Source organism: Blautia sp. 1001283B150304_161114_C9 (genome assembly GCF_015668165.1).
GTDB classification, from domain to species: Bacteria; Bacillota; Clostridia; order Lachnospirales; family Lachnospiraceae; genus Blautia_A; species Blautia_A wexlerae.
This window is the reverse complement of sequence record NZ_JADPGO010000018.1, coordinates 1-25,369: the sequence shown is the minus strand read 5'-3', so window position 1 is coordinate 25,369 and position 25,369 is coordinate 1. Positions and strand designations below refer to the sequence as shown.

Sequence of the window (25,369 nt, the reverse complement as noted above, 5' to 3'; positions counted from 1 at the left end):
GAAATCAGATGTTTTTGGGATGATATCCGATGGTAATCCGTATATGCTGGTTATAATCTCCGAAACCTGCACCAAAAAGGGTACACCCGCCGGGATGTTCAGCGCCCGGAAGAACAGAAAAGCGCAATTTCATAACGGACTGATCAGTGAGTGCAAGCTGTCTGGTGGAAACATCGGACAGCTTTTCTGCGTCCAGATAAGTGCCTTCAGGAGTGATCGTCAGTTTTTTCAGCAAACCATACTGATTTAGAAAAGAAAACCACCAGGAAGGATTGTATTTCCCTCTGCGATTTCCGTAATCTCCAGGACTGGTCCAGGTGCCAAGGATTACACCGTTCAGGGAAAAGGTAATATCCGAAGGCCATACATCACAGAATTGGGGTGCCTCGGAACTGATCTCAAAGGAAACCGTCAGTTCTTTGATCGCGCTGTGCTCAGGGATGAAATTGGGCAGTATATACTCCAGATATCCGGTGGTGAACCAGACGATCCTTGCCTGGCGGCTGACGGGGTGTATGAAATACCGTGGCTGATCCAACTGTCCTACAAAAGAAGTAGAAGTTGCCATACCACAGGTGGGAGTTACCGAAAAATCAGAAAAATGTCCCACACCGATTTCTGCACTGTAAATCTGCAGTTCAGGACCGGAAAGTGCCATATTTACCAAAAGCTGATCCCAGTCTTTTATAAAATAGCAGCGTTTCTGTGTTCCGTGTGTGAGAGATTCATCCCTGAATTCTATCAGCCCGGCTTCAGCCAGAAGATTAAGGTGAGGGGACAGGGTTGTAACAGGGATTTTCAGGCTTTGTGCAATTTGCTTAATGTTCAGACCTTCTTTTTCCTGAATCAGACGTAAGATCTGTACACGGACAGGGGAACCGAGAGCTTTGAAGATGGCAAGACCATCGGAAACAGAACAGGATTTCATATAAAAACCTCCTTTTGACTGTATTTACAGGCATATAACACTAAATAAGAATTTTTAGGAAAATACGTTTTGATTAGTTATTTTACCATAAAATCAGTTAAAAAAATATAGGAAAATAGCAAAAAAATGGATAGATTGACGAATAAATATCATACATTTATTTTAGATAAAACTAAAATAATAAAAATAAATCAAAAATATATTGACATTTACAGGAATAAATTATATAATATCAACATAAACCGGTGATGAAAATAAAAAAGTTGTGCAAAATGACCATAATAAAAAGAAAGACTATATATTTTAAAAAAATACGAAATGATTATGAAGTTTGTACAATGGCATCATTGAAACCGGAAGAGCGCAAAGAAATGCAAAAAAGGAGGATCTTTTTATGAAGAGAAGAAAATTGTTCGCGTTACTTATGACTGCGGCTATGGCAGTGTCCAGCATGAGCATGGCAGTGAATGTCTTTGCGGAAGAAGACACAACAGAGGAAGCTGCTGAGAGCGAAGAACCGGCTGAGGGAGAACCTACAGCAGTAACAACCGTAGGTCCTGATGATGGAACAAAGTATGAGATGTGGTCATTCGTAGACCTGCATAACGAATTTTACGGAAAAATGGTAGACAAGTGGAATGAAGAGAATCCGGACAAACAGATTCAGATTACATTCAGTACATATCCATACGCTGATATGCATAATAAATTAATGATGTCCTTACAGGCAGGATCTGGTGCTCCTGATCTCTGCGACATCGAGATCGGACAGTTCCCGAACTATTCCGGCGATGACAGCCCGTTATATTCTATGAATGATGCACTTGCTCCTTATGAAGATACAATGGTACAGTCCAGACTTGATGTTTATTCCAAGGCTGACGGAACAAGACTTGGTGTTCCTTTCCATGTAGGTGCAACTGTTATGTACTGGAACGCAGATCTTCTTGAATCTTACGGATTAGATTACAAATCTGTAAAGACATGGGATGATTATACCAAACTTGGTGAAGAGTTAAAAGAGGCTTCCAATGGTGAAGTGTACTTAACTTCTGTTGATACAGGCGGTGTTGACTGGATGTGGCTTGCAATGGCTGAGAACGGTGAAGACTGGACAGGCGGTCCGGACGGAACTGTAAACGTACAGCTTGATTCCGTAAAAGAAATGCTCACAATGCAGCAGAACTGGTTAAATGATGGAATCGCAATGGTATCCACAGACGGACATGTTGACCTTGAAGCCGGATTCTCTAATATCATGGAGGGCAAAATTGCTTCCTTCCCGAAAGCTATGTGGTACATGAGCCGTTTCAAAGATTACATGCCGGAGATGGAAGGCAAATATGACATCACAACATGCCCTGTATTTGAAGAAGGACAGAAATGCTCCGTTGGTATCGGTGGTACAGGTACTGTTGTAACCAATCAGTGTGAGAATCCTGAACTTGCAGCTGAATGGCTTGCATGGGCTAAATGCTCTGAAGAAGGTGAAAACCTGATCTGGAACGAACTTGGATTTGATGTCTGCAATACAGCATTATGGTCTGACGAAGCGTTTGCTTATGATGAGTCCAATACATATAATACATTCTTCCGTGTAAAACCATACGAAGTTCTGAACGAACTTGCTGAAAACGATGCGATCGGAACTGTTTATACAACAAAGAACTCACCGACACTGAATGATTACATGTGTACAACAACTCTGAACAATGTATTAGAGGATGGTATGGATGTAGAAGAAGCGCTTCAGGATGCACAGGATTATCTGGATTTTGAGTGTGAATAATGAAAAGATAACAGTTCACTGATCAAGTGAATAATAGATGGAAACTGCGGCAGGCCTGCAGTGACCGAAATGATACGGGAGGCCGGGGAATCGCATTCCCTGACCTCCTTTTACTGTTATCCTGGTGAGAATTTCACAGGATGTGGAATCTGATTTCTCACCAGGATAACGGTAATAAGAAAAAAATTACTTGTAACTATTCAGTAAGCAGTGCTTTTATGAGATACTGAAAAGTTGCTGCTATTTTTAGAAGAGGAGGAATTCATTGTGAATAAAGTGAAAAAGATGCTCTATTCTCAGAAGGTTGCACCTTATGTATTCGTACTTCCGTTTGTTATCAGCCTTCTGGTATTCTGGTTATACCCGCTCATCAGTGGTATTGTAATGAGTTTTCAGGATATTTCCTTTGGCGGTTCTCAGTGGGTTGGTCTGAAGCATTATCAGAAATTGGCTTCCGATAAGTTCTTTAAAACAGCTGTATTTAACAGTGTGGAATATATGCTTCTGACACTGCTTCTGCTGATACCTATCCCAATGTTGCTTGCAGTACTGATGGAAAGCCGTCTTACTAAGGCAAAAGGCGTATGGAAAGTGATCATGTATATTCCGGCACTGACATCTGTAGTTATTTCCGGTATGTTATTCCGACTGATGTTCTCAGAAGGTGACAACGGACAGATGAACCAGTTAATGCACTTACTTGGAAATGCCAGCATTCCGTGGCTGAAGGAAAAGACTACAGGATGGGTAGCTCTGCTGCTGCTTTGTATGTGGAGATGGACAGGTGTCAACATGCTGTATTTTATTTCAGGATTAAAAAGTATTGATACTTCCCTTTATGAATCAGCAGACATCGACGGTGCCAACGCAAAACAGAAATTCTGGTATCTCACACTGCCGCTCCTGAAACCGACTACTATCTACGTTGTTACAATTTCTGTATATGCAGGTCTTTCCATGTTTCTTGAGAGCTTTATGCTCTGGAATGGTAACTCCTCACCAAAGAATATCGGTCTTACAATCGTAGGATATCTGTACAAACGTGGTATTGAGAAAAATGATATGGGTTATGCATGTGCTGTAGGTATGGTACTTCTGGTAATTGCTCTGGCAATCAATATTGTCCAGCTTGTGGCAACAGGAACATTCAAAAAGGAGGAAAAGTGATATGGCAAAAACAGCTGCGCCAAAGACAATGGAATCTAATCATAAAATTGCGACTGTGTTATCCACAGGACTTTTCGCTATTTTGGGTGTACTGATCGCATTTCCGCTTCTTGCAGGATTCTTCGCTTCCTTTCAGGAAGGCCGTGAAGTAGTTATGAAGGGTATGTCCCTGAATCTTGATTTTTCTAAGATGCATCTGGACAACTATAAATACCTGTTTTCCGGAAATGAAGATTCCCGTAAATATTTCATGTGGTATAAAAACAGTCTGATCCTGACATTGATTACAGTAGTTCTGACATTACTGGTATGCTATTTTATCGCATATGGTCTGACTATGTATAAATTCAAACTTCAGGGATTTTTATTCTTCCTGGTAATTGCAACTATGTGTGTTCCTTTTGAAATCCTGATGCTTCCTCTTTATAACGAGATAACAACACTTGGGATCATTAACACAAGAGCGGGCGTTATCCTGCCAGGTCTGTGCGGAGCTTCGACGATCTTCTTCTTTAAGCAGTATATGCAGAGTCTTCCGAAAGAACTTCTGGATGCGGGAAGAATTGATGGATGTACAGAGTATGGTATCAGTGTTAAGATCATGATGCCGATCACCAAACCGGCATTTGCATCCATGGCGATCCTTTGTGCAATGGGATCCTGGAACAATATGTTATGGCCGATGCTGGTATTCCGTGATACAAGTAAATTTACACTGCAGATCGGTCTGAATACACTGCTGACACCTTATGGAAATAACTACAACCTTCTGATCGCAGGTTCCATGTTTGGTATTCTTCCGATCCTGATCATCTATCTGGTCTTCCAGAGATATCTGATCGATGGTATGACATCCGGTGCTGTCAAAGGTTGATAATTTATAAGAACGGAGGTTCAAAACATTATGGCGAAACAGGCAAAAATGGTAGTGGACAAAGCATTTTCCATTTCCAAAATCGACAAAAGAATTTACGGTTCCTTTATTGAACATCTGGGAAGAGCTGTATACGACGGAATTTATCAGCCGGGACATCCGCTTTCCAATGCTGACGGATTCCGTAAAGATGTCATTGATCTGGTAAAAGAACTGGATGTACCGATCGTACGTTATCCGGGCGGAAACTTTGTATCTAACTTTTACTGGGAAGACAGTGTGGGACCTGTTGAGGAAAGACCTCACAGACTGGAACTTGCATGGAGAAGCCTGGAAAAGAATGAAGTAGGACTTCATGAGTTTAAGAAATGGGCAGATGCAGCCAACTCAGAGGTTATGATGGCAGTCAATCTGGGAACAAGAGGAATCACAGATGCATGCAATCTTCTGGAATACTGTAACCATCCTGGCGGAACCAAATACAGTGATCTTCGTATTAAACACGGACAGAAGGATCCATATGGATTCAAAACCTGGTGTCTTGGAAATGAAATGGACGGTCCATGGCAGATCGGTCACAAGACTATGGATGAGTATGGAAGACTGGCAGAAGAGACAGCCAAAGCAATGAAGCTTATTGATCCGTCTATTGAGTTTGTTGTATGTGGAAGCTCTAACCAGGAGATGCCTACATTTGCACTCTGGGAAGATCATGTACTGAGCCATACTTATGATTATGTAGATTACTTATCCCTTCATACATATTATGGAAACCGTTCTGATGACAGCAATGACTTCCTTGCAAAATCGGATGACATGGACGAATTTATCCGTACAATTATTGCAACCTGCGATTATGTAAAAGCAAAAAAACGCAGCAAAAAGAATATGTACCTCAGCTTTGATGAGTGGAATGTATGGTATCATTCAAATGCTGCTGACAATGATATCACAGAGAATCATCCGTGGCAGATAGCGCCGCCGCTTCTTGAGGATATTTATAACTTCGAGGATGCCCTGCTGGTAGGGCTGATGCTGATTGTTCTGATCCGTCATTCTGACAGAGTAAAAGTAGCATGCCTTGCACAGCTTATTAATGTTATCGCTCCGATCATGACTGACCCCAACGGAGGCGGCTCCTGGAAACAGACAATTTTCTATCCATTCATGCATGCATCCAAATATGGCCGTGGTGTTGCACTCCAGCCGGTCATCTCTTCTACAGAGCATGAGACAAGCGGACATGGAAGCATCACAGATATCGAAGCAGTTGCTGTTTACAATGAAGAAAAAGAAGAAGTTACAATCTTCGCAGTAAACAGAAACCTGAAAGAAGACGTTGTGCTCAACACAGACGTAAGAAGTTTCGAAGGCTACAGAGTTGCCGGGCATATCGTACTTGAAAGCGATGACCTGAAAGTAGTCAATGCATTCGGACAGGAAAACGTAAAACCAAAAACAACAGAGCAGACAACCATGGACAATGGCGAACTGACAAGTATGCTTCATAAAGCATCCTGGAACGTGATCCGTCTTGTAAAGGATAATAAATAAGAATTATAGAATCCCCTTTAAGTGGACCTGGTAAATAACCAAAATCTGCTTAAAGGGGATTTTTAATGGAATATCCGCTTGATAGTCTATTTGATCAGAAAAGGCTGAAGCGTCTGTATCGTATATTCATGCAGCGCTTCTTTTTTGCTTCTGTCAATCTGCAGATAATGAGCGTAAAGCACATCCAGGACCAGCAGGATCGGAAACTGTGGGGAAATGATATTTCCATATTCCAGATGCTCCATACTCGCAAAGATCAGTGTTTCATCGCAGAACTCCTGATAGGATTTGTCCTGCCTTGCAGTCATAAGAAGGGTATAGGCACCTCTCTGATGAGCGGCTTTCAGAGAAGAAATAATATCAGCCGTCTGTCCGCTGACACTGATTCCGATCACCAGACAGCTCTCATCCAGAATCACAGAATTTACTTTCATAATGTGGCTGTCCGTAACCGCCTCAATATTCAGCCCAATGCGCATAAAACGCAGCTTCATTTCCTGCGCGACAAGTCCGGAACTGCCTCTTCCATAGACATACACCCTTGGTCTGGACACAAGCAGTTTGGTGATACGCGCAATCTGTGCTTTGTCCAGAAGCGCATTCGCCTTATTCAGAAGTTCCTGATAAGTATTAAACTCAGAAATTTCGAAGTTCGGAACATTCTCCTCTGTTTCCGGAGTAAGGCTCTGCTTATATTCATAAATAAACTCCCGATATCCGTGAAAACCACATTTCTGGGCAAAACGGGAAAGAGAAGCCTCCGATACATAAAGGATTCCCGAAATATGTCTGGAGGAAAGGTCTTCTTCCTCTGTATTGTGCATAAAGAAATCTGCGATCGTTCGTTCCAGTGGTGTAAATGTATGGTAATAAGATTCAATTAATGGAATAATTTTTCGTTTGCTTAATGACATGAGCTGGCATATCCTTTCTGTATGTTTTAACTGAAAGCAGGGTATCGGTGTATCAATCTGAAATATTACTTCTATTATAATATCTTGAAATTGCTTTCTCAACCTGAGATGTAAATAATTTCGCTGTAATATAAAAAATAAGAAAGTAATTTCAAAAACAAAGAAAAACAGATGCTCAAAAATAACGGAAAGAACAGGGAATGAAAGAAGATTCTAAAACCATAACATTTATTGAAAATAAATTCACCCCGAATTATAATGAGTTCAACTAAAAAACAGATAGCAGAACGGACAGAAAGACAACGCTGAAAACACAGTTATTTTTTTGCTGAAACGCAGACATGGGGTAGTGCGGACAGTAACAAATCTGTCGGAACGTGTTATAATGAAAAGGAGAAAAACAATGATTATTTATGCAGGAAAAGATTACAATGACGTGAGCAGAAAAGCAGCCAACATTATGTCTGCCCAGATTATTATGAAACCGGACGCAGTTCTTGGTCTGGCTACAGGTTCCACACCGGTGGGAATGTACAAACAGTTAATTGAATGGTATAAAAAAGGTGATCTGGACTTCGCCAAAGTTACTTCTGTAAACCTTGACGAATACAAAGGACTTTCCGGAGACAACGACCAGAGCTACCGTTATTTTATGAACACAAACCTGTTTGACCACGTAAATATCGACAAAACAAAAACTTATGTACCGAACGGACTGGAAGAAGACAGCGAAAAAGCATGCGCAGATTACAATGCGATCATCCGCAGTGTAGGCGGCGTAGACATGCAGCTTCTGGGAATCGGCGGAAACGGACATATCGGATTTAACGAGCCGGGAGAAGCTTTTGAAAAAGAAACTCACTGTGTAAACCTTACAGAAAGTACAATTAAAGCAAATGCAAGATTCTTCGCAAGCATGGATGAAGTTCCGAAACAGGCTTACACAATGGGAATTAAAAGTATCATGTCAGCAAAGAAAATCCTCCTGATCGCAACCGGAGAAGCAAAAGCAGATGCACTTTACAAATCTCTGTACGGACCGATCACCCCGAATGTACCGGCATCTATTCTGCAGCTTCATCCGGATGTAACCGTTGTAGCAGACGAAGCAGCATTAAAACTGATCCGTGAAAAAGGACTTCTGTAAAAATAATCTTCAGAATTAGCATCACAAAAGGAGCGAAGAAGAAATGATTATTAAAAATGGAAACGTATTTCAGGAAGATGGAAGCTATAAAGTAACAGATTTATATATAGAAAATGGCAGGATCGCAGCTTCCGAAGACGAAGTAACAGATAAAACCCAACTGGATGCAGCAGGTCTGAAAGTGCTGCCTGGACTGGTAGACATTCACAGCCACGGTGCAGTCAGACATGATTTTTCAGATGCAGATGTGGATGGACTGAAAATCATTCTTCAGTATGAAAAATCACAGGGAATCACTTCCTACTGCCCGACATCCATGACCCTTCCGAAAGAAGAACTGCTGAAAATTTTCCAGACAGCAAAAGATGTAGAACAGGACGAAACCTGCGCAAGAATCGTTGGCATCAACATGGAGGGACCTTTCCTTGACCCGTCCAAAAAGGGAGCCCATGTGGAAGGTTATATCCGCAAACCGGACATTGAATTTTTCAGAGAATGCAATGAGGCAGCAGGCGGACTGATCAAACTGGTAACTCTCGCTCCGAATATGGAAGGCTCAGAAGAATTTATCAGGGAGTTACATAATGAGGTAGTCATTTCCGTCGGACATACAGCAGCAGACTATAACTGTGCTGCAGAAGCCATGAAACAGGGTGCCCTTCATGTCACACATTTATACAATGCCATGAATCCGATGGGACACAGAGAACCGGGAGTGATCGGAGCAGCGGCAGATAATGAAAACTGCATGGTAGAGCTGATCGGAGACGGAATCCATATCCATCCGGCAACTGTCCGCAACACTTTCCGCCTTTTCGGAGACAGCAGAGTCGTTCTCATCAGTGATTCCATGATGGCAACAGGCATGGAAAACGGAATCTACGAACTGGGCGGTCAGGAAGTAACCATGAAAGACCGCAAAGCAACACTGGCAGATGGAACCATTGCCGGTTCAGCGACCTGCCTTTTCGGATGCATGAAGAGCGTCATTTCCATGGGAGTACCGGAAAGAGAAGCCATCCTTGCCGCAACAGCAAACCCGGCGAGAAGTATTGGAATTTATGATGAAGTAGGTTCTCTGACCCCTGGAAAACGGGCAGATATTGTTCTGACGGATGAAGAACTTAATATTGTGAAAGTACTGTAGAGATTACAGAAACACAGGTAAAAGTCTGGAAGATATGACAATAGATTAATAATAATTATTTTTAAATATTATTAATATTGAAAATTATTTTCTTTATGTTATAATGAGCCCATAGATGAGGACAGTATTAAAAGTTACGAAATCGATAATAGAGAGAAAGAAAAGAGGGAGAAGACATGACAAAAAAAGAGCTTCTGGATGCAATTCATGGACAGATGATCATTTCCTGTCAGGCTGTAAAAGGCGAACCATTATATGTGGAAGAGAAATCCATTATGTATTTAATGGCACGTGCTGCGAAACAGGCAGGCACACCTGCAATCCGTACCAGCAGCATCCGTGATGTCATCGCGATCAAAGAAGAAACAGGACTTCCTGTCATTGGTCTGGTTAAGATTCAGTATCCTGGATATGAAGGATATATCACACCTACCATGAAAGAAGTTGATGACCTGGTAGCAGCAGGTTCTGATGTTGTGGCACTGGACTGCACACTTCGTAAACGTGGAGATGGCACAACTGTCAACGAGTTTATCGCCCAGATTAAAGAGAAATATCCGGACATTATCCTGATGGCAGATATTTCCAATTATGAAGAAGGTGTCAACGCATGGAAATGTGGCGTAGATATCGTAGGAACAACCATGAGTGGTTATACCGACTACACATCCAAAAAGGACGAGCCGGATTACGAACTGATGGAAAGACTTGCAAAAGATATTGACATTCCGGTTATCGGTGAAGGAAAGATCCACTACCCGGATCAGGCTGTAAAAGCACTTCAGACAGGTGCATGGGCAATCGTAGTAGGCGGAGCAATCACACGTCCTCTGGAAATTGCACAGCGCTTCCAGAATGCGATCAAAGAAAGCAAATAAATCGGATAAAAAACAATGAAAATTCTCCCCGGATCTGGATTTCGGATAAAACAGAGGGAGAAAGAATTACGGAAAATAAAACATCAAAGGGGATGTAACAGATAAACCTTTCAGGAATATCTGCTGCATCCCCTTTTTGTATCCGCATAACGGAAAATGACAGAAAGAAAACTTCTGTTTTTTATAAAAGTTTATTTGCAATCGCATGAGCTGTTGCAGAACGTGCAGCAGAACGAGCTTCCGGCTTATGACAGCAGAATCCGTAGAACATACAGTCAATAAGAAATAACTGACCTACTTTTGCTGCAACGGAACCGGACTGTAAAGGACTTTCATTACAGCCACACTGCAATACAACAGTGGCAAACTCTGCTCCCGCTGATTTCGGAAAATGAGTGACCAGGATCACGGGAACCCCACGCTGGGAAGCAATGCTTAAAGTATCACACATATCTTTGGTAGAACCGGAGTAAGAGAAAAACAAAATCGCATCCTTGGAATCTGCCAGAGAAACTGCACTTGCCTGCATATGAGAATCGCTGATATGTATAAAGTTAGGAGCAGCAGTTGAAAAACGGGCCCATGCTTCCATTGCCATGACCATACTTCCGCCCTGTCCGAAACAGTAAATACGGCGTGCTTTCGAGAGAATCGATACTGCCTGAGTCATTGTTTTTTCATCAAAAAGTTCATAACTTTCATTCAGAGAAATAATGTTGGCAGCATGTACTTTGGCTGCTATGGTAGTAATAGAATCTTCCGAAGATACAGGTTCAGCGGAATTGCCGGAATCTCCTAAGTCGGTCATGCGGTCAGCCTGTGCTAATGCCAGTTTAAATGCATTATAACCAGAAAGGCCAAGGCCACGGCAGAAACGGGTTATGGTAGCTTCAGATACATCGCAGTTTTCGGCAAGAGATGTAATGGAAAGATACTGTGTCTCTGCTGTATGAGAAAATACATAATCTGCCAGCTTTTTTCCGGATTTGGTAAGAGAATGGTATTGTTCTGTTATGGAATCAAGAATATTGTCTGCCATGAGAAAACCTCCGTAGAATGATAAAAATATTATAAAACAAGATTTTATGGGATGCAAGGCGATATCTTTTTAAAACAGGCACAAATTTTTATAAAAATATTAAAATGAAAATTATTTTTATGGAAAGTGCACAAAAATAAAAATTATTTTCATCTATTAATTAGATTGAAAAAATATTTCGAAATTGATATACTCAGTCCAGATAAAAACGAGAAAGAAATTCAAAAAGGCAAACATAAGAGAAAAGGAGATCAGACATATGAAAAACAAAGTGACAGCGTTATTACTGGCAACAACAATGGCTATTTCAGGAACAGCAGGAGCATTTACCGTATCAGCAGCAGAAGCAGCAGACAGCGGAACTTTAAAATTATCTGTAACTACAGGTGATGGTTCCACTTCTGATGATAAGATTCCAACACCATGGTACAACAGACTTCTGGCAACAAACTTAATGTTCCGTTCCTTATTCCTGGCAGACAGCAATCTGACAAATGCACAGCCGGATCTGGCAGATTCCTATGAAATCAGCGATGATAAACTGACTTATACCATCACACTGAAAGATGGTCTGAAATGGTCAGATGGTGAAGAGCTGACAGCAGAAGATGTAAAATTCTCTATTGAGACAGCATTGAAAGCAGCAACTATCAACTCTATTTATACTTCTGCATTTAAAAATATTTCAGACATGAGCGTAGACGGAAATACAATTACATTAACGCTTTCTTCCCCATACGCATCCATGATCGATGTACTTGCACAGTTTGCAATTTTACCGGAACACTGCCTGAAGGATGCAGATCCTCTGAAACTGGAATCTGATGCATTCTGGACAGATCCGGTATGCTCCGGTATGTATACTCTTGATGAGCTGAATGTAGGCAACTACTTCACATTAAAGAGAAATGAAAATTACGAAGGGGAAGCACCTAAGATTGCCAATGTAACCTGCTACTTTGTATCTGACTATATCACAGCAGCGCAGGCCGGAAATGCTGATTATGTATACGGAAATGCAGCAGATATGGTAGAAGCACTGGAAGGTATGGATAATTATACAGAGCATGAAGTTGATGTATTGTTCTATAAATATTTCATCTTTAACATGAAAGGTGCAGATGGAAACGTAAACGAAGCAATGGATAATGTTGAAGTTCGTAAAGCACTGGTAGAAGCTATTGACCGTGCAACACTGGCAACTTTATATCCGACTGCAAAAGTTCTCAACAGTGGTGTGCCGAATGATAACGAAGCATACAACGGATTTGAATATACCTTTGATGCTGAAAAAGCAAAATCAGATCTGGAAGCAGCAGGATACGATATGAGCCGTACCTTAAAAATCTGCTACTATAACAATGACCAGACTTCCATTGACCTGATCAACACTGTTGTATATTATCTGGAACAGACCGGAATTACTGTTGAAGCGACATTGTCCAATGATGGAACAACAGACCTGTTTACAACCCGTGACTATGATATCGGATTCAAAGGAAAGAGTGCATTTTCCATCGATGAATGGTACACAGAATATATGAGTACAGATGGACTGTTTTCAAATATCTTTGGCGGTGGTACAGAGTTTGATGATCTGGTAGCTGATCTGTTCAAGGCAACAGAAGAAGAGGAAAGAAATACCGTTCTGAAAGAACTTCAGGATAAAGAGCAGGAAATGGTTTACAAAGTTCCGGCATTCACAGTAGGTACTTATGTATTCACAAGTGACAATGTAAAGATTCCGGACGGCGTAGAATTCTGTAATCCACTTTACATGAGTGATATTGATTTTGCAGAGTGGGAAATAGCTGAATAATTCCTGTTCCGGCAAAAGCGCAGTGATGCTGGATAACAAGTGATCCAAAGGGGGAGAACCTTTCATGTTTCTCCCCTTTATCATTCAGAAAGATAAGTGCAGATGAGGTGATATAGTGTTCAAATATATTGTAAAAAAAATTCTTATGATGATTCCGATGCTGCTGCTGATCAGCTTTATTGTATATTTCGGTCTTCAGCTTACAGGAATCGACCCGATCAACTTTATGGTAAGCCCGGAAATGCTTTCTTCCAATAAAGAAAATGTAGAAGCACTGAGACAGTCTCTTGGATTAAATGATCCGGTGATCGTTCAGTATTTTCGCTGGCTTGGCAACTGTCTCCATGGAGACTTCGGATATTCTCTGAAAGAAGGAAGCTCCATCGCTTCTATTATCGCAGTAAGACTTCCATATACTTTTGAACTTGCAGGATATTCTCTGATTTTTTCCGCAATCATTGGTGTTGGAATTGGTATCATTTCCGCAGTGCGCCAGAATGGTATCATTGATTATGTGGGACGTGTTCTGGCAGTGCTTGGACAGGCAATTCCACAGTTCCTTGTAGGAATTATTCTGATCCAGATTTTCTGTATTAAACTGGGTTGGTTCCCGTCAAGCAACCGTGTCAGTCCGGATGCCACAAATGCAGCACTGGATGCGTTTCAGCATTTATTTTTACCGGTACTGACTCTGACAATCGGTATGGTTGCCGTACTGATGCGTTATGCCAGAAATACCATGCTGGATGTACTGAACAGTGATTATATTAAAACCGCACGTTCCAAAGGAATCCCGGAATGGAAAGTATATCTGAAACATGGATTCAGAAATGCCATGAAACCGGTTCTGGTTATTCTGGTATTCCGTATTCCGATGCTGGTAGGCGGTTCCGTTGTCATTGAAAGTGTATTTTCCTATCCGGGAATCGGACTTACCATGACCAATGCGATTGTTTCCGGTGATTATCCGGTGGTACTGGTAACTACCCTGATTATTGCAGCAGCCATGCTGATCTGTTCTTTCATGGTAGATGTATTGAATGCCCTGTTAGACCCACGTGTACGTCTTGGCGAATAAAGAAGGAGGAGAAAATGATGAGTCAGTCAGCAGTAGATATGAAAAAAGAGAAAAAGACCGCAGCTTCTTCTCTCTTTAAAAAGAATGTAAAGAAATTTATGAATAATAAACTGGCCCTTCTGGGACTGCTGGTTATTGTTATTATGACCGTAGCCTGTATTATCGGCGCAATTGCAGGTGTAGATTATGTCACTCCGCATCTTCCGGATATGAAGAAAGCACCGGGAAACGGATATCTGTTCGGAACAGATACTATGGGACGTGACCTGTTTGCCCGTGTTCTGATCGGAGGCTGTTATTCTATTCTGATCGGTGTTTTCTGTGCAGTGCTTAGTTCTGTGATCGGAGCAATCCTTGGTGCGATCGCAGGATATTTCGGAGGAAAAACAGATGCAGCAATCATCCGTATTTCTGAGATTTTTCAGGCATTTCCGCAGCTCGTACTGGTTATGATGCTGGTTGCCATTGTAAATAAACGAGGACTTGGAAATTTACTATTCATCTTTGTATTTACCGGATGGATGACCACATTCCGTATGGTACGAAATGAGTTTGTATCCATTAAAGGAGAGACTTATGTAAAGGTATGTGAAGCATTTGGCATGAGCCGTATGAACATTATGTTCAAACAGATTCTTCCGAATGTAATGAGCCCGATCATTGTTTCCACTACAACAAACGTAGCATTTTTCATTCTTCAGGAGGCAGCCCTTTCCTTTATCGGACTTGGTGTTGCGGACAGTACACCTACCTGGGGAAATATTCTCAATGCTGCGAAATCAGTATCTGTCGTAACAAACCAGTGGTGGATATGGGTATTCCCGGGACTTGCCATTACTTTATTTGTTCTTGCAATCAATTTCCTGGGTGATGGTATCCGAGATGTCATGGATGCCAAACAGCAGTAAGGAGGAGCTTCATGGATAACCAGAAAATCATATTAAACGTTGAAAATCTTAACACAACGTTTGTATCTGATAAAAAAGAAATTAAAATCGTAAAAAATGTTTCCTTTCAGGTAAAACGAGGAAAAACACTTGCTGTTGTAGGAGAATCCGGATGCGGAAAGAGTGTGACCATGAATTCCATCATGCGTTTTACCGGAAAAAATGCAATCGTAAAAGCAGACAGTATTCAGTATAATGCGCTGCATGATGGAAAGGTGACAGAGTATCATCTTGAAAGTATCACTAAACCGAACGGACCGGAAATGAGAGCATTAAGAGGACCGGACTTATCTATGGTTTTTCAGGATCCGATGTCAAGTCTGAACCCTGTTTATAAAGTGGGTGATCAGGTAGCAGAAGGACTTTTACAGCATAACAAAGGAATGAAAAAAGCAGAAGCAAGAGAAAAAGTTCTGGAAATGTTCCGCAAACTGGGAATCCCGGACCCGGAAGAGCGTATTGACTGCTATCCTCATCAGTTCTCCGGTGGCATGAAGCAGCGTGTGGTAATTGCCATTGCCATGATCTGTAATCCGGAACTGATCATCTGCGATGAACCGACAACTGCACTGGATGTAACCATTCAGGCACAGATTATGGAACTGCTCAAATCCCTTCAGGTAAATGAAGGAAAGTCCATTATCCTGATTACACATAACATGGGTCTTGTGGCAGAAATGGCAGATGAAGTCTGCGTTATGTACATGGGTCGTGTTGTAGAATTTGGAAGTCTGGAGGATATCTTTGATCATACCAGTCATCCTTACACAAAAGCACTTTTACGTAGTGTGCCGGTACTTGGTCTTGGAGATGATCAGAAACTGGAGACAATTCCGGGAGTTACTCCAAACCCGGCTGATCTGAAAGAAGGATGTGAGTTTGCAGACCGTTGTTCTGAGTGTATGGAAAAATGCCGTAAAGGAAAAATTCCGGCATTTGAAGTCAGCCCGGGACATAAAGTCCGCTGCCTGAAATTTGATTCTTATCCGGAGGTGAAATAAGATGGAAACGGAAAAGAAGGAAGTAATTTTTAAAATCAAAAATCTGAAAACCTGGTTTCCTATTACAAAAGGATTCATGAAAAAAGTAGTAGGAAATGTAAAGGCTGTGGACGATGTCAGCATTGAGGTTTATAAAGGTGAGACGCTGGGAATCGTAGGAGAATCCGGCTGTGGAAAATCAACTTTTGGAAAGACCGTTATGATGTTGGAGAAACCGACAGGCGGCGAGGTTTTATTTAACTATAACGGTGAGTATAAAGACATTACAAAATTCAACAAAGATGAAATGTTTGAGTTCAGAAAAAAAGTACAGATGGTTTTCCAGGACCCGTATTCAGCATTGAATCCGCAGAAAAAGATATATACTTCTTTTGAAGAACCTTTAAAAACACACGGCGTAGATTCCGTAGAAGAGCGAGAAAAGATCATGAACCGTGTATTAAAAATGGTTAATATCCAGCCAGATTACCTGATGCGTTTTCCACATGAATTTTCAGGCGGACAGCGTCAACGTCTGTGTATTGCGAGAGCACTGGAAGTAACACCGGAAGTTCTGATCTGTGATGAACCGGTATCCGCACTGGATGTTTCTATTCAGGCGCAGGTGTTAAACCTGATGAAAGAAATTCAGAAGGAATTAAATCTTACTTATCTGTTTATTGCACATGATCTTTCTGTCGTTCAGTATATGTCAGATCGTATCATGGTTATGTATCTTGGAAAGATTGTGGAAGTGGCAGATTCCAAAGCTTTATATGATGAGCCGCTTCATCCGTATACAAAAGCATTGCTTTCTGCGATTCCGGTGGCAGATATTCATCACAAAAAGAAACGCCAGGTACTGGAAGGAGAGGTACCAAGTCCTATTCACAAACCAAGTGGCTGTGCGTTCCACAACAGATGCCCTTACTGTATGGACATCTGTAAAAAAGAAGATCCTGTTCTTCGTTACCATGGAGCTGACGGACACATGACTGCATGTCATTTATATGATGGAAGTGAGGTAAAAGCATGATTTATACAGATTTAAATAATCTTGAACGTTATCTTGGGATGGGAAAACATCTGGATACAGCAATTCATTATATTAAGGAACATTCACTGAATGATCTGAAAAAGGGACGCAATGAAGTTGACGGAGATTTTGCATTTATCAACTGCTTTGAATATGAAACATTACCAGAGGAAAAAACAGCTTTCGAAGCACATGAGAAATATGCAGATATCCATATGGTGATTTCCGGAGAAGAAAAAATGGGAGTCAGTGATATGTCTCTGATGACAGTAACTGCTAAAGATGAAGAAACAGATTCCATCGAATGCCATGGTCCGGTGGAACATTACATGGATCTGACACCGGGAAAGGTACTGATCGTATTTCCGGAAGATGCACATAAAGTAAAAATTATGAAAGACCAGATTTCACAGGTAAGAAAAGCAGTTGGAAAAGTACTGGTCACAGAGTAAATAAAATTGTTTATTCAAATTGGACAGAGGAAAAAATCATCTGTCCGTGCGAATATAGTAAGATTAAAATAAAAAAGAATATCAAAAAGGGAATATGGAAGATAACAGGAGGACTAAGAAAATGAAAGATATTACAAAATATCAGGGAATTATTCCGGCTTTTTATGCGTGCTATGATGACAATGGAGAAATCAGTCCGGAGAGAGTAGAAGCTCTTACCAGACATCTGATTGCAAAAGGCGTGAAAGGTGTTTATGTAGGTGGTTCTTCCGGTGAGTGTATTTATCAGAGCGTTGCAGACAGAAAATTGGTTCTGGAACATGTAATGAAAGCAGCAGAAGGAAAGCTGACAGTGATCGCACATGTGGCATGCAACAATACGACTGACAGTAAAGAACTGGCAGCACATGCAGAATCACTGGGCGTTGACGCAATTGCTGCAATTCCTCCGATTTATTTCCATCTGCCGGAGTATGCGATCGCAGAATACTGGAATGATATTTCCAGTGCGGCACCGAATACAGACTTTGTAATTTATAATATTCCTCAGCTTGCAGGAGTAGCATTGACTATGCCTCTTTTCCGCGAAATGAGAAAGAATCCAAGAGTAGCAGCAGTGAAAAACAGTTCCATGCCTGTACAGGATATCCAGATGTTTAAAATGGAAGGTGGAGAAGGTTTTGTTGTATTTAACGGTCCGGATGAACAGTTAGTGTCAGGTCTTGCCATGGGCGCTGATGGAGGAATCGGCGGTACTTATGCAGTAATGCCGGAACTTTATTTAAAAATCAAAGAGCTGACAGATGCCGGAAAAGTAAAAGAAGCCAGCGAAATCCAGTATGTAGCAGATGCGATCATTTATGCAATGTGTGAATGCCATGGAAATTTATATGCGGTTATGAAAGAAATCCTTCGAATCCGTGAAAACCTGAACATTGGCGGCGTAAGAAAACCATTACCGGAAATCATCCCGGAGGATATGGAACAGATTAAGAAATGTGCCGGCATGATTGACGAAGCGATAAAAAAATACTGCTAATGAAGAATCGTAACTGTTTAGTAATTTTACAGTTACCCAAATTCACAAAAAGGATGGACTTAATCTATGAAAACATTTCTGAGTGCTGACAGGAGATTTCTGAATCCTCAGGCAATGGAAAATGTGGAACTGAAAGCAGCTGTTCCGGCAAAAGATACAGAAAATAATCCGTTATTCACTCAGGATATGCCCTGGGAAATCAGGATTGATAATGGATATCCCAATGTAATTTATGACCGCAGAGAACAGATTTTTCACTGCTATTATACATTATTTACAGAGGATAAAGATACAGAAGGCACTACTTTGCAGGAGCGTACACAGAGAAATTACAGACCGAGAATGGATCGTGTAACTTCTTTGGCATACGCCCGGAGCAAAGATGGAATCCACTGGGAAAAACCTTCATTGGGTCTTGTAGACTGGCGTGGAAGCAAAGAAAATAATCTTCTGTTCCGATATGCGCATGGAACAGGGGTTATGCTTGATGAGCGGGATAAGAATGCCGGACGTAGATTTAAAATGGTGACCAAAGTGGATATTCCGGGACATGGAGCACATATGGCGGTCGGTTTCTCTGAGGATGGAATCCACTGGGGAGAACTGATTCCCTGGCCGGAGTATAATCCACAGGCAGACAGTCATAATTTTCCATTCTGGAATGAAGAAGAGCAATGCTATATGTTGGTTTCCCGCATATGGAAAGACGGAATCCGTGTGACGACCATCAGTCACAGCCAGGATTTTATCCACTGGAGTGAACCCGTAGAAACACTTCGGGGGCGAGGATATGAAAACCAGATTTATTCGATGCCTGTATTTAAAACACATGGATTATATCTGGGTCTGGCTTCGCTGATCCATGAGGGTGACAGAAACGAGAAAAATTTCGACTGTGTGGATTGTGAACTTACCTGGTCTGCGGATGGTAAAAAATTTGATTTTGCAGCAATGGATCAGGCGGTTATTCCAAGAGGTGACGGGCATTATCCGGATGGAGAATTTGATAATTCCTGTATCTATGCATCATCACCTGTGACAGACGGACAGAAAGTATGGATTTACTACATGGGTGGAAATGGACAGCATACAAATTTCCGGGAATCTTCGTTGGGAAGAGCATACTGGGAAGCAGATAAATTTGCCTGCTGGACAGAGAAAAACGAGGGAATGGAGAGCATTCTGACTACGACTACTCTGACCTTAGGTGGAAATTATATAGAAGTGCTGGCAGATGAAGCTGATGCAGAGAAAGACTGGGAGCTTATGGCTTCAGTACATCCGGTCTGGACAGAAAATGCTTATGAAGGACTGGGAATGGAAGATGCTGTGACAGAAAAATCCGGTCGCTGGATTCGTATTTCATGGAAAGGGAAAAAACTTCCGGATAAAAGTGGATGTATTCGATTTCAATTTAAAAATCTGAAAATCTGGGCTGTTCGTGGAGAGCTGGAATATAAAGGCCATCGTCTCTGGGAAGGTGCAGATATGGAAAATGAAGGAATGTAAATAAAAAGTTAATATCCTGACAGATAAGAGGCATTTGAGTTTCATACCTGTCAGGATATTTTTTATGTTTATAAGTTTTACGGAGAGGATATATTTAAACTCTCCGCAGTGGAGAAACCAAGAGCTATAATCGAACCATTTCAAAGTTTCTGTGAAGCAAGATAATAAGCTCCCAGAAGCCCCGCAGAGTTTCCGAGTTCTGCGCTGGAAATCTGTACATGTGCAAAACTGGACATAACCATCTGTGGGATTCGCGCGTGAATCTGTTCCAGAATGTAAGGCTGGACCATGATGCCGCCGCCGAGAACTACGCAGGAAGGGTTAAAAATATGGATCAGGGTTGCAAGACCAAGCACGATCTCATCAATCCATTTATTTACGACTGCTTTAATTTCCGGGCGTTCCAGATTGGCGAAAATCTGGCGGCCGTTGGTAAGAGACGGGTCTACAGCGGAAACCATTTTTACCAGGGCAGTAGCGGAAGCGTAACGTTCATAACATCCGTCAAACGGGTCTGTACCGGCGAGCTTTTCTTCTGCGTGTGTGATGATGGCACCAAATTCTCCTGCTGAGAAGGAAGAACCGTGGTAAACCTGTTTATTTTCAATAATCGCACCACCGACACCGGTTCCATAGGTGAGGCAGAGGAAAGAATCTTTTCCTTTTCCTGCACCGAAGATGGCTTCTCCGAGTGCTGCGCTGTTGACATCATTTTCTACTGCGACAGGAACATGGAAACGCTCCTGAAGGATTTTCTGAAACTGTGTACCTGTGTAATCCGGGATGTTGCTGTTGGCATAAATGATATACCCTTCTTCCGGGTTGACCTGACCGGCGGTGCTGATGCCGATGGCATCAAATGGGAGGGACTGCTCTGCGAGAGTGCAGATGGTTTCGAGGATGTGAGGGCCGCCTTTATAAGCTTCAGTAGGACATTCACTGGTTTCCATAAGGTGTCCGTCCTGACAGATTCCATATTTGATTGCGGTTCCGCCGATGTCAAAAACTAAAATTTTCATAGGGTACTCCTTTCGGTTTTTTGATAGTGGGATTGTGATAAATGGAACAGTTGTTTTAAAATTAGTATAGCATATAGGGGAGATGAAGTCATTACAAAATGAAAAGAAATTTCTATTTAATTGAATAAATAAAATAATTTTCTTAAACAAGAGGAAAAAGGAGAAAAATTTATATGACATTTTTTGCAAAGAATAACCAATCCGGGATATTGGAATGTAAGTGATGTGGGTATATAATTAAAAAAATGGATTACCATGAGTAAATGAACAAGGAGAAGGATGTATGGGTGTGAATTTTATATTGCAAGGGGCAGAAGCAAACATCAGCAGGATTAAGAAGGGAACGGAAATCCTACAGGAAGAATGGAATAAGACAGAGCAGAAAGCGGGGGATGTTTTTTCTGATGTCAGAGTAACTGTAAAGTTTCATGAGGGGATGGAACTGGAAGTGAAACGAATGAAGGCAGATGTGGAAATTGACTGCCACGAACCAGCTCATTTTTTCAGAGGACTGAACTGGGTACTCAATCATCTGGAAAAGGCAGAAGGAGAAAGCGAGAAAAAGGAGAAGGCTTATTTTGCAGGAAACGGACTGATGCTGGACTGTTCCCGAAATGCGGTATTTACTGTGGAGAAAGTAAAAGCAATGATCCGCATTCTGGCAAAGCTGGGCCTGAACCGGCTGTTACTTTATACAGAAGACACGTATGAAGTGCCGGAGCTTCCGTATTTTGGCGTTTACAGAGGAAGATACAGCAGAGAAGAAATCAGAGAGATCGATGAATATGCGCAGATATTTGGGATAGAACTGATTCCATGTATTCAGACACTGGCGCACCTTCATAATGCCCTGAAATGGTCGGAAGCACAAAAAATTATGGATACGCCGGACATTCTGCAGGTAGGAAAAGAAGAGACTTATGAGTTCATTGAGAAGCTTCTGACAGCAGTAAAAGACAGCTTCCATACAAGAAAAATCCATCTGGGAATGGACGAGGCAGTGCAGCTTGGACTGGGAAATTATCTGAAAGAAAATGGCTATAAAAACAGTTCTGAACTGATCAAAGAGCACTGTGCGAGAGTTCTGGAAATCTGTCGCAAGCTGGGACTGGAGCCTATGATCTGGAGTGACATGTACATCACTTCCAATACCGGAAAAAGTTACTACGAAGTACCGGAAAACGCCGATTGCAGTGACTGGAAGAAACCGGCTCCGGAACTTGGTCTGGTATACTGGGACTATTATAATGCGGACACAAAAATTTATGAAAAAATGCTCAATGTACATAAACAGCTTTCCGATAAAATCGTATTTGCAGGCGGATGCTGGATCTGGAACGGGATTGCGCCGAACTATTCCAGAAGCTTTACCTGTACGAAAGCGGCACTTACCACCTGTAAGAAATATGAAGTTCCGGAAGTGTTCTGTACAGCGTGGCTGGACAATGGTGCAGAGACACCTGTGGATGCAATTCTGCCGGGAGCTGCACTGTTTGCACACTTGGGATTCCATGAAGAATTTGACGAAGCAGCATTGGAAGACGAGTTTCAGGATGCTGTGGGAAGCAGCCTGAAAGAGTTTCTGAAACTTGATAAATTTGACCAACTGTTTCTGGGAGATCAGGCGAATATGAAGTCCGAAAATCCATCCAAATATTTGCTGTATCAGGATGCGCTGCTGGGAATTTTTGATTATCATCTGAAGGATGCGGGGGTTTCTGAGTATTATAAAAAGCTGGCAGAAGAACTGAAAAACAGTGCGGAAATATGTAAAAATCACGCAAAATTTTTCGGGTATTATCATTGTCTGGCAGAGGTTCTGGCGCAGAAAGCAGATCTTGGATCAGAGATAAAAGCGGCATATGATGCACATGATTTATCCACACTGAGCCGGATTTGTGAGGAAATCATTCCACATCTTACAGAGAACCTGTGGAAATTAAAAGAGCTCAGAGAAGACCTGTGGATGGCAGATGCGAAACCATTTGGATATGAACTGATCGATCTGAGAATGGGTGGTGTGATCACCCGTCTGGACAGCACCAGACGCAGACTCCACAGCTATGTGGAAGGTAAGATTTCCAGACTGGAAGAACTGGAAACAGAGAGGATTCCGTACTTTGCAGAAGGAGAACCTGCAATCGAAAATCACTGGCAGAGAGCAGTCAGCGGGGCAGATTTTACGGATACAATCTGAGAAAAACAAAAGATTGTGTTTATAGTGTAATAGCCTAAACAGTGATAGAAAAAGTAACAGAATGGAAAAAATCACCGGGCACAGTCCTGCATTATTGTTGGAAAATGTGCGGATCATGTACTTAGAAATTTCAATAATGTGATCAGCGTTTACATTGAAGCTCCCCGTCATGCCTGTGTGGACAGAATCTGCAAAATGCTGAATGTAACACCGAAACGGGCAGAAGAACTGATCAAAAAAACAGATAAATACAGGTATGAATATTACAAATGTTATGCAGGTGATGACTGGAGAAATCCGATCAATTACGACTTCACATTAAACAGCGACAGGATTGGCTGGGAGCGCTGCGTGAAGGGAGTGACACCGGTGTGTCAGAATTCACATAGAATATGGCATGTACTTTTTTGTACAATTTTTGATTAAAAGAAGGGCGTTTTGATAGAAATAAATATCAAAACGCCCTTCTTTTTTTACGTGTGTCCAGCAAAGCTGGACTACACTTGCCGGTGTAAGTCCGGTCACGGTAATCGCCAGTGAGCCGTGTAGTTAAACTCGGTGCGTTGTAGTAATACAGGGTGCTAAGCGAGTGGATAAAGTAACCTTGAAAAAGGTGCGAGCAATCATGCAGACCGTAACATAAAGTGAATTCTGCCGTATCGTTAAAAAAGGTCTCGAAAGAGAAAAAAAGGGAAGTTGAGCCTTGGTAAAATAGGCGAAAACCATGGAACGTGTGGAGAAACTGGAAAACAGCACGGAAGAATCCCTCGGTATATAGGAAACGGTATGTATGAAAAGTGTAGTTCGGAACTGGAGAGACCCTACCCATCACCGAAAGGTAAAGAGAAAGCGTATAAGCTTGCGAAATCGTATTTCTGATGGAAGGGAGTCGGAAGGGAACATAGTACCGATAATGATTGTGCAAGAAAACGCAGTTTATGGGAAGGTTCCCTGCTTCATTCATGTTTGTAGAGAGGGTAAGAGTGAGAGAATGTCATGCAGACTAACAACTCCAAAGAAAAAGTTCGACAACTTCAAAACAAACTATATCTGACAGCCAAGAAGTGTGACAGCCGAAGATTTCATGCACTTTACGATAAGGTATATCGGGATGATGTACTTTTTGAGGCATGGAAAAGGGTAAAAGCTAACAAAGGTTCCAGTGGTGTGGATGGTATCAAAATCGAGGATGTTGAAGCGATGGGAATTGAAAAATACCTGTCAGAAATCAAATCAGAACTGATGAATGGAAAGTATAAACCATCTCCAGTAAAGCGAGTTATGATACCAAAACCAGACGGAAGTGAAAGACCTCTTGGAATACCAACAATCAAGGACAGAATTGTGCAAATGGCTACAAAGATAGCAATAGAGCCAGTATTCGAAGCTGACTTTAGAGAATGTTCCTATGGATTCCGACCGAAAAGAAGTGCAAAACAAGCACTGGAAGTAGTAAGGAAAGCGTGTAACAACAAGGGCTATTATGTAGTAGACGCAGATATTGAAAAGTTTTTTGACAATGTAAACCAAGAAAAGCTGATGAAACTGGTAGAGCAGAGAATATCAGACCGTAGGATATTGAAGCTGATAAAACAATGGTTAGTATCAGGAGTATTATACGGAAATGTACTGACAATCTCTGAACTGGGAACAAGCCAAGGTTCAGTCATATCTCCGTTACTGGCAAACATTTACCTAAACACACTGGACAGACTGTGGGAAAAGTATGGACTTACTCACGGTATTCTTGTAAGGTACGCAGATGATACGGTAATCATTTGCAAGAATAAGAAAAGTGCAAATCACGCACTGAATTTATTGCAGTATATCATGGCAAAACTGGATTTAAAGCTACA

The 25,369-nt window shown here is 41.6% G+C and carries 22 protein-coding genes; 18 read left to right on the top strand and 4 right to left on the bottom strand.

The annotated features are described in order from the left end of the window. Positions 1–4 precede the first annotated feature (4 nt). Complete coding sequence (locus tag I4V44_RS10520) at positions 5–928, bottom strand: ArsR/SmtB family transcription factor (protein WP_196002691.1); 924 nt, start codon at positions 926–928, stop codon at positions 5–7. A gap of 394 nt (positions 929–1,322) precedes the next feature. Between I4V44_RS10520 and I4V44_RS10515 the strand changes: the two genes are divergently transcribed. The 4 genes from I4V44_RS10515 to arfA all read left to right on the top strand — a co-directional run bounded on the left by I4V44_RS10515 (position 1,323) and on the right by arfA (position 6,312). Then, complete coding sequence (locus I4V44_RS10515; RefSeq protein ID WP_196002690.1) at positions 1,323–2,717, top strand: ABC transporter substrate-binding protein; 1,395 nt, start codon at positions 1,323–1,325, stop codon at positions 2,715–2,717. Positions 2,718–2,984: 267 nt separating this feature from the next. Then, the gene (locus I4V44_RS10510; RefSeq protein ID WP_330380914.1) at positions 2,985–3,884 is read left to right on the top strand and encodes a carbohydrate ABC transporter permease; all 900 of its coding nucleotides are present in this window, start codon (positions 2,985–2,987) and stop codon (positions 3,882–3,884) included. 1 nt (position 3,885) lies between these two features. Continuing rightward, positions 3,886–4,758 carry a carbohydrate ABC transporter permease gene (locus I4V44_RS10505; protein WP_118758999.1) on the top strand — a complete coding sequence of 291 codons (873 nt, stop codon included), beginning with the start codon at positions 3,886–3,888 and terminating at the stop codon, positions 4,756–4,758. 30 nt (positions 4,759–4,788) lie between these two features. Next, complete coding sequence (gene arfA / locus I4V44_RS10500) at positions 4,789–6,312, top strand: arabinosylfuranosidase ArfA (RefSeq protein ID WP_196002689.1); 1,524 nt, start codon at positions 4,789–4,791, stop codon at positions 6,310–6,312. An 86-nt stretch (positions 6,313–6,398) separates the two neighbouring features. Here the strand turns inward: arfA and I4V44_RS10495 are convergent, their stop codons facing one another. Next, entirely contained in the window at positions 6,399–7,226 is an 828-nt protein-coding gene (locus I4V44_RS10495; protein WP_055199871.1) for a MurR/RpiR family transcriptional regulator, read from the bottom strand. 403 nt (positions 7,227–7,629) lie between these two features. Here I4V44_RS10495 and nagB point away from each other — a divergent pair, with 403 nt between their 5' ends. The 3 genes from nagB to I4V44_RS10480 all read left to right on the top strand — a co-directional run bounded on the left by nagB (position 7,630) and on the right by I4V44_RS10480 (position 10,398). After that, entirely contained in the window at positions 7,630–8,373 is a 744-nt protein-coding gene (gene nagB, locus I4V44_RS10490) for a glucosamine-6-phosphate deaminase (protein WP_055199870.1), read from the top strand. Positions 8,374–8,416: 43 nt separating this feature from the next. Then, positions 8,417–9,520 (top strand): N-acetylglucosamine-6-phosphate deacetylase, encoded by a 1,104-nt coding sequence (gene nagA, locus I4V44_RS10485; RefSeq protein WP_055199869.1) that lies wholly within the window; start codon positions 8,417–8,419, stop codon positions 9,518–9,520. A gap of 176 nt (positions 9,521–9,696) precedes the next feature. Next, entirely contained in the window at positions 9,697–10,398 is a 702-nt protein-coding gene (locus I4V44_RS10480) for an N-acetylmannosamine-6-phosphate 2-epimerase (RefSeq protein WP_055199868.1), read from the top strand. 181 nt (positions 10,399–10,579) lie between these two features. Here the strand turns inward: I4V44_RS10480 and I4V44_RS10475 are convergent, their stop codons facing one another. After that, positions 10,580–11,437, bottom strand: coding sequence for a MurR/RpiR family transcriptional regulator (locus I4V44_RS10475; protein WP_055199867.1), 858 nt, complete (start codon positions 11,435–11,437; stop codon positions 10,580–10,582). 259 nt (positions 11,438–11,696) lie between these two features. On the opposite strand from I4V44_RS10475, the gene I4V44_RS10470 reads away from it, so the two are divergent. The 8 genes from I4V44_RS10470 to I4V44_RS10435 all read left to right on the top strand — a co-directional run bounded on the left by I4V44_RS10470 (position 11,697) and on the right by I4V44_RS10435 (position 20,297). Beyond that, positions 11,697–13,256: an ABC transporter substrate-binding protein gene (locus tag I4V44_RS10470; RefSeq protein WP_082433156.1), complete on the top strand. Its 1,560-nt coding sequence runs from the start codon at positions 11,697–11,699 to the stop codon at positions 13,254–13,256. Between the two features lie 115 nt (positions 13,257–13,371). Then, the gene (locus I4V44_RS10465; RefSeq protein ID WP_118592886.1) at positions 13,372–14,334 is read left to right on the top strand and encodes an ABC transporter permease; all 963 of its coding nucleotides are present in this window, start codon (positions 13,372–13,374) and stop codon (positions 14,332–14,334) included. Positions 14,335–14,348: 14 nt separating this feature from the next. Beyond that, complete coding sequence (locus I4V44_RS10460) at positions 14,349–15,242, top strand: ABC transporter permease (protein WP_082433155.1); 894 nt, start codon at positions 14,349–14,351, stop codon at positions 15,240–15,242. Between the two features lie 11 nt (positions 15,243–15,253). Then, on the top strand, positions 15,254–16,282 hold the full coding sequence (locus I4V44_RS10455; protein WP_055199864.1) for an ABC transporter ATP-binding protein: 1,029 nt from the start codon (positions 15,254–15,256) through the stop codon (positions 16,280–16,282). Between the two features lies 1 nt (position 16,283). Next, on the top strand, positions 16,284–17,297 hold the full coding sequence (locus tag I4V44_RS10450) for an ABC transporter ATP-binding protein (RefSeq protein ID WP_055199863.1): 1,014 nt from the start codon (positions 16,284–16,286) through the stop codon (positions 17,295–17,297). After that, the gene (locus I4V44_RS10445) at positions 17,294–17,749 is read left to right on the top strand and encodes a YhcH/YjgK/YiaL family protein (RefSeq protein WP_055199862.1); all 456 of its coding nucleotides are present in this window, start codon (positions 17,294–17,296) and stop codon (positions 17,747–17,749) included. Before I4V44_RS10450 ends, I4V44_RS10445 begins: the two co-directional genes overlap by 4 nt. A gap of 121 nt (positions 17,750–17,870) precedes the next feature. Then, positions 17,871–18,788 carry a dihydrodipicolinate synthase family protein gene (locus I4V44_RS10440; RefSeq protein ID WP_055199861.1) on the top strand — a complete coding sequence of 306 codons (918 nt, stop codon included), beginning with the start codon at positions 17,871–17,873 and terminating at the stop codon, positions 18,786–18,788. Positions 18,789–18,854: 66 nt separating this feature from the next. Further along, on the top strand, positions 18,855–20,297 hold the full coding sequence (locus I4V44_RS10435; protein WP_118341794.1) for a hypothetical protein: 1,443 nt from the start codon (positions 18,855–18,857) through the stop codon (positions 20,295–20,297). 140 nt (positions 20,298–20,437) lie between these two features. Here the strand turns inward: I4V44_RS10435 and I4V44_RS10430 are convergent, their stop codons facing one another. Beyond that, positions 20,438–21,316: an ROK family protein gene (locus I4V44_RS10430; protein ID WP_055199859.1), complete on the bottom strand. Its 879-nt coding sequence runs from the start codon at positions 21,314–21,316 to the stop codon at positions 20,438–20,440. A 283-nt stretch (positions 21,317–21,599) separates the two neighbouring features. Between I4V44_RS10430 and I4V44_RS10425 the strand changes: the two genes are divergently transcribed. The 3 genes from I4V44_RS10425 to ltrA form a co-directional block, all read left to right on the top strand. After that, positions 21,600–23,513, top strand: coding sequence for a beta-N-acetylhexosaminidase (locus tag I4V44_RS10425; protein WP_118341793.1), 1,914 nt, complete (start codon positions 21,600–21,602; stop codon positions 23,511–23,513). 90 nt (positions 23,514–23,603) lie between these two features. After that, positions 23,604–23,939: a cytidylate kinase-like family protein gene (locus tag I4V44_RS10420; protein ID WP_082433154.1), complete on the top strand. Its 336-nt coding sequence runs from the start codon at positions 23,604–23,606 to the stop codon at positions 23,937–23,939. Positions 23,940–24,509: 570 nt separating this feature from the next. After that, a partial coding sequence (ltrA, locus tag I4V44_RS10415; RefSeq protein WP_196002688.1) for a group II intron reverse transcriptase/maturase occupies positions 24,510–25,369 on the top strand: 860 nt, incomplete at its 3' end.